Below are 3,176 nucleotides of genomic sequence, written 5' to 3' on the forward strand. Positions count from 1 at the left end.
AATAAACCTGGCATCGAGCTATTTTCACGCAGGGCTACCCCCAAACTATCGTCGCCGCAGCAGCGTTTCACCTCTGAGTTCGGGAAGGGATCAGTGTGGTTCCACCGCGCCATAGACACCAAGAAAACCTATCGGGTCAGTTGTTACTGACTAACAACAAAACCCTGAAGACTGCATTTGAGAAAGAGAAATCACAATAGCAAATTGAATAGAGGTCAAGCCCTCGGTCTATTAGTACCCCTTTGCTACATACATTACTGTACTTCCACATAGAGCCTATTAACGGGTGTTCTGCCCGTGACCTTACCTACTTTTTGTAGTGAGAGTACTCATCTTGAGGTGGGCTTCCCACTTAGATGCTTTCAGCGGTTATCCTCTCCGCACTTGGCTACCCAGCGTTTACTGTTGGTACAATAACTGGTACACCAGCGGTGCGTTCCTCCCGGTCCTCTCGTACTAAGGAGGACTCCTCTCAATACTCTTGCGCCTGCACCGGATATGGACCGAACTGTCTCACGACGTTCTGAACCCAGCTCACGTACCGCTTTAATGGGCGAACAGCCCAACCCTTGGGACGTACTTCCGCCCCAGGTTGCGATGAGCCGACATCGAGGTGCCAAACCTCCCCGTCGATGTGGACTCTTGGGGGAGATCAGCCTGTTATCCCTAGAGTAACTTTTATCCGTTGAGCGACGGCCATTCCACTCTGCGCCGTCGGATCACTAAGGCCTACTTTCGTACCTGCTCGACTTGTCAGTCTTGCAGTCAAGCTCCCTTCTGCCTTTACACTCTTCGCACGGTTTCCAAGCGTGCTGAGGGAACCTTTGCGCGCCTCCGTTACCTTTTAGGAGGCGACCGCCCCAGTCAAACTGCCCACCTGAAACTGTTCCCCGACCGGCTTACGGTCGTGGGTTAGAATTCTAGCTTCGCCAGAGTGGTATCTCACCGTTAGCTCCATTATCCCCACAAGGATAATTTCTTCGCTTCCCACCTATCCTGCGCAAGCGAAGCCCGAACACAATTCCAGGCTACAGTAAAGCTTCATAGGGTCTTTCTGTCCAGGTGCAGGCAGTCCGTATCTTCACAGACATTCCTATTTCGCCGAGTCTCTCTCTGAGACACCATCCAAATCGTTACGCCTTTCGTGCGGGTCGGAACTTACCCGACAAGGAATTTCGCTACCTTAGGACCGTTATAGTTACGGCCGCCGTTCACCGGGGCTTCAGTCGCCAGCTTCACTTTCGCTGACCGGCTTCCTTAACCTTCCGGCACTGGGCAGGCGTCAGCCCCCATACGTCCTCTTGCGAGTTGGCGGAGACCTGTGTTTTTGGTAAACAGTCGCTTGGATCTCTTCACTGCGACCCACTTATTCAGTGGGCACCCCTTCTTCCGAAGTTACGGGGCCATTTTGCCGAGTTCCTTAGAGAGAGTTATCTCGCGCCCCTTGGTATTCTCAACCTCCCTACCTGTGTCGGTTTCGGGTACGGGTGTTCTATCTTCATCACATACACAGCTTTTCTTGGCACTTTCCTTCACCACTCGGAGTTCGTAAACCCCTCCCAAACCAATCAGGGTATGGCTATCTTTCATGCGTCCCTGTCTATGCTCCCACAGAACAGTAAGTGACTATTGACACTTTGTCCATCGACTACGCCCTTCGGCCTCGCCTTAGGTCCCGACTAACCCAGAGTGGACGAACCTGGCTCTGGAACCCTTAGGGTTTCGGGGTGTATGATTCTCACATACATTTGCGCTACTCAAGCCGACATTCTCACTTCCGTTTCGTCCACAGCTGCTTGCCGCTACTGCTTCTCCCTACGACGGAACGCTCCCCTACCGATTATTATTAGTAATCCCACAGCTTCGGTACATCACTTAGCCCCGTTCATTTTCGGCGCAAGATCGCTTGACTAGTGAGCTATTACGCACTCTTTCAAGGGTGGCTGCTTCTAGGCAAACCTCCTAGTTGTCTAGGCAATCTCACCTCCTTTATCACTTAGTGATGATTTGGGGACCTTAGCTGGTGGTCTGGGCTGTTTCCCTCTTGACAATGAAGCTTATCCCCCACTGTCTCACTGGCTGTGTGTTCTCTGGGTATTCTGAGTTTGTCTCGATTTGGTACCGGTCTCCCAGCCCGCACCGAAACAGTGCTTTACCCCCCAGATTTAATCACAACCGCTGCGCCTCAACACATTTCGGGGAGAACCAGCTAGCTCCTGGTTCGATTGGTATTTCACCCCTAACCACACCTCATCCGCTGATTTTTCAACATCAGTCGGTTCGGACCTCCACTTGGTGTTACCCAAGCTTCATCCTGGACATGGTTAGATCACCAGGGTTCGGGTCTATAAACACTGATTTTCGCCCTCTTCAGACTCGGTTTCCCTTTGGCTCCAGCATTCTCGCTTTAACCTACCAGTGCCTATAAGTCGCCGGCTCATTCTTCAACAGGCACGCGGTCATCCGTTTAATCGGACTCCCACTGCTTGTAAGCTTATGGTTTCATGTTCTATTTCACTCCCCTTCCGGGGTTCTTTTCACCTTTCCCTCGCGGTACTTGTTCTCTATCGGTCACACAGTAGTATTTAGCCTTACGAGGTGGTCCTCGCTGATTCATACGGAATTCCTCGTGCTCCGTATTACTCGGGATTCAGCTACTATCCTTTGGTTTTTGACTACAAGACTTTCACTTCCTCTGGTACAGTATTTAGCTGTTTCGTCTAACCTAAGTGATTCGATATTGCTGTCCCACGACCCCAGAAGATAAATCCTCTGGTTTAGGCTCTTCCCCTTTCGCTCACCACTACTTAGGGAATCTCTGTTTTGATTTCTCTTCCTCCAGCTACTAAGATGTTTCAGTTCGCTGGGTTGGCTCTTTCCTGTCTATATATTCAACAGGTAGTACATAGGGTTGCCCCATTCGGATATTTCCGGCTCTCAGTTTGCTTCCAACTCCCCGGAACATTTCGTCGGTAACCACGTCCTTCTTCGCCTCTGTGTGCCTAGGTATCCACCATTAGCCCTTATTAGCTTGACCACAATTTCTTTTGCTTCCACATCCATCTAAATGTCTGTGTCTGCGGTGCTTTTTCTCTTTCTCTTATGCAGTTTTCAAGGTTCTGACTGGAATTTCATCCAGCATTCTAACTTTTATAGTTAGGTGCTGTCTTTTTTCC

Annotated in this window: 2 rRNA genes; both read right to left on the minus strand. The window is 50.4% G+C overall.

Annotated features, from left to right (window positions below):
- Nucleotides 1–5: 5 nt before the first annotated feature.
- A 5S ribosomal RNA gene (gene rrf / locus H6G44_RS19935) occupies nucleotides 6–123 on the minus strand.
- 88 nt (nucleotides 124–211) lie between these two features.
- Nucleotides 212–3,037, minus strand: a 23S ribosomal RNA gene (locus H6G44_RS19940).
- Nucleotides 3,038–3,176 lie beyond the last annotated feature (139 nt).

Source organism: Aphanizomenon flos-aquae FACHB-1287, assembly GCF_014698755.1.
GTDB classification, from domain to species: Bacteria; Cyanobacteriota; Cyanobacteriia; order Cyanobacteriales; family Nostocaceae; genus Dolichospermum; species Dolichospermum flosaquae.